At 41.7% G+C, this 2,535-nt stretch carries 4 protein-coding genes; 2 read left to right on the top strand and 2 right to left on the bottom strand.

Translation table 11 applies throughout. The annotated features are described in order from the left end of the window. The first annotated feature begins 302 nt into the window (after positions 1 to 302). Together AC27G9_RS21195 and AC27G9_RS21200 are read left to right on the top strand one after the other, a co-directional pair. Positions 303 to 479 carry a hypothetical protein gene (locus tag AC27G9_RS21195; RefSeq protein WP_487076553.1) on the top strand — a complete coding sequence of 59 codons (177 nt, stop codon included), beginning with the start codon at positions 303 to 305 and terminating at the stop codon, positions 477 to 479. Positions 480 to 801: 322 nt separating this feature from the next. Next, the gene (locus AC27G9_RS21200; protein WP_487076555.1) at positions 802 to 1,089 is read left to right on the top strand and encodes a hypothetical protein; all 288 of its coding nucleotides are present in this window, start codon (positions 802 to 804) and stop codon (positions 1,087 to 1,089) included. A gap of 80 nt (positions 1,090 to 1,169) precedes the next feature. On the opposite strand, the gene AC27G9_RS21205 is transcribed toward AC27G9_RS21200, so the two are convergent. Together AC27G9_RS21205 and AC27G9_RS21210 are read right to left on the bottom strand one after the other, a co-directional pair. Further along, the gene (locus AC27G9_RS21205) at positions 1,170 to 1,703 is read right to left on the bottom strand and encodes a hypothetical protein (RefSeq protein ID WP_487076556.1); all 534 of its coding nucleotides are present in this window, start codon (positions 1,701 to 1,703) and stop codon (positions 1,170 to 1,172) included. Positions 1,704 to 2,072: 369 nt separating this feature from the next. Then, positions 2,073 to 2,535: transposase (locus AC27G9_RS21210; protein WP_487076557.1), on the bottom strand; the 463-nt coding region annotated here is incomplete at its 5' end.

The raw sequence follows: 2,535 nt of genomic DNA on the forward strand, positions 1-2,535 counted from the left end.
TTGAATAACATGCTCTGCAACACCCGCTGCAGATGCCCTCGGCTTTCTCGGCATTTTATCCTCTCATTAAGCAAAAAAATAACCTTACCTTTGAGTGTAGAGGATTTAATTCGGCTCTGACCCTTTTTATTCTTCAGCGTGCTCTATACCAACACTTTCAAAGGCATATTGTTCTGCCTATGCATAACGCGGATGTATTTGAACAAAGCGCCATTTTACCTTTTTGGAAACTCAATAAAGTGTAAGTTGAGAACTTACACGCAATATTCGATTTCAACTACCAAATGCTTATTGAAATTTTAATGCCGAAAGACCGTAAATCGCATTGCACTCTGCAATATGTATTGAGCAATGCCAATCAGCTCTCTGTCCATGCAGACCTACTCGATAACGCAAACGACAAACCACTTCGACCAATCAGTCAGCTAGGGCTGAGCTGGATCATTGCTAAGCTTAAATCCGAAAATATCCTGTCTTGAACCAATGGGTAGTTTTTATCATCATCTTGGGGAATCCTTTTCAGATTAGTTGGGTAATATGAAAAAGATTGAGTGGGGAAAAACTGTGGTTCAGGCAATTGCTTGCGCTGGTCGCTTTTTCCCACAATTACGATTTAATATACCCACTCAAACCAAAGTGATTTACCCACTTAACCTCTGGTTGTGGCTCTCAGACATGGCGCAATTCAGACCAGAACTGCGCTCTCAGATACATGAGCGAATTTTGGACAATTCTGCATTGACCTGACTTGCGGGTAATACTTACAATTCAATCAATAAAACAATGCAAGAGGTCCGGCTCATGCCCTATTGCGCTACAGTTTTGAGAGCCAAGCACGCTGATAAAACTACCCACCTAATCTCACGAATTGCAAAAGAACATTTCCGTGCGAGAGATGCCTACCCACTGGAAAGTGATGGCCGCTGGAATATTGATGCTGGTGAGAATGATGTACGAGCAATATGTGAGGAAGACGATAACATCATCAAATTCTTCTGCCGCTATGAAATTGACCTTCAACAGACCGAGGCCAAAATCAATGACTTTGCTAGCAAGCATCCTGATGTATGCGATGCTTTGAAGCTATAGAAAAACAAAGCCCCGCGAGTGCGAGGCGATTTGGTTGGATTCAAACAGCGAAGCCAAAATCTTCCATGGTCCCTTGTTTCCTAGGCTAATTCTGAGAGTACTTCTCGATACTTTTTCAGTAGCTCTTGGTTTTGCTCCGAGCCAATAAGCTGATTCAGCATCCACACGATTCTACCTTTCACCACTTGATCATCCCTAGAACATAGCTCTAATAAATCTGCAAGCAACAGCTTCTCTTCAAGATTCCCATGTTCTAAATAGTAAAAGTATTGTGAAACGCCATACTTCACTTGTTGCCTGCAAAGTAATTCAAGCTCTTTATCGGCATAGTAAACATCTTCATTAAAGTAACTATATCCAGCACCAAAAGAATAGAGTAGATCAAACATCTTAGCTCTTGCTAAAGAACCTGAACTTGGTAACAAGCTCAGAATAATAGGAACTAGATGTGGAGTGATCTCAGTCACAGACTCGTTTTTTACTGCTGTATTCTCAAATTTATCTCGAAGTTCATTAGAGACAGATTCATCTTCTGATTTTGATAGATCATGTAACCAATTGATGTACTTTGCGTTATCGTCTTGTTTCCAAAGACTTTGTTTTTCTTCAAGCATTAATGTCTTTCCAATAAATCACTGTTGACGCCTCGCGTCCGACGGAAATTGTTCTGGTTTAAAGCGTTCTTGACAATCAGTACAGATAGGCTGTTCATTTCCAGTGCGTGGTCTCTTAGCTTTTGTAAATATAATATCATCTTTGTTTCCACCAAGAGCCTCTACAACAACATCCTCTGCACAATTGGCTGATCCGCAGCTCCTTCCGGCTGCAACATCTCCGTTTTTTTTATTGAACCCACCCGTAACTGTTGCAGCTTTTTTGCCCAGCGCATCACCCAATTGGTCTCTGAGTTGTCCAGCTCTTTTTAAACCATCACCAACATCTAATAAAAGGGGTCAGAGCCACTTTATTTTACCTGACTTCACCTAAGAGGCAGACTGCTCTCGTTTGTCTTTTCTCCACCCCGTTTTTCTTCCTCTTTTTCCTTCTTTCAATCGTTTACCCGTTATCGCCTCTACGTCAGCAATGAAACGTGCATTTCCTAATGCCAGGCCTTTGTTAGTCGCTCTGCGTATGTTTTCTAGCAACTTACCTTCAATGTGATGTTGAAACAGTTCCCTGTAACTCGCTTGCCTTTCCAACTCTTCCTTACCCATAGCAAGATAGAGTGAATGAGGCGTTAGTAATTCGCTCTTTTTACCTAACGCATTGCACTGGTAACTCGACCAGCTATAATCCGCGGGGTCATCAACCATGCCTGCCCGTACAGGGTTCAATTCGATGTATCGATAAACCTGCAATAGGTAAATCTCATTTTGAACAAGACAAGAACGATACCTTCCTTCCCATAAAGTGCCCGACCGATGATATGAACGATTAAAGTACATC

Source organism: Alteromonas sp. 5NS40-0096 (assembly GCF_057544385.1).

Excerpts from the sequence above, each read along its gene's own strand:
- AC27G9_RS21200 (WP_487076555.1), top strand. The coding sequence starts at position 802 with ATGCCCTATTGCGCTACAGTTTTGAGAGCCAAGCACGCTGATAAAACT.
- AC27G9_RS21205 (WP_487076556.1), bottom strand. The coding sequence starts at position 1,703 with ATGCTTGAAGAAAAACAAAGTCTTTGGAAACAAGACGATAACGCAAAG.
- AC27G9_RS21195 (WP_487076553.1), top strand. The coding sequence starts at position 303 with ATGCCGAAAGACCGTAAATCGCATTGCACTCTGCAATATGTATTGAGC.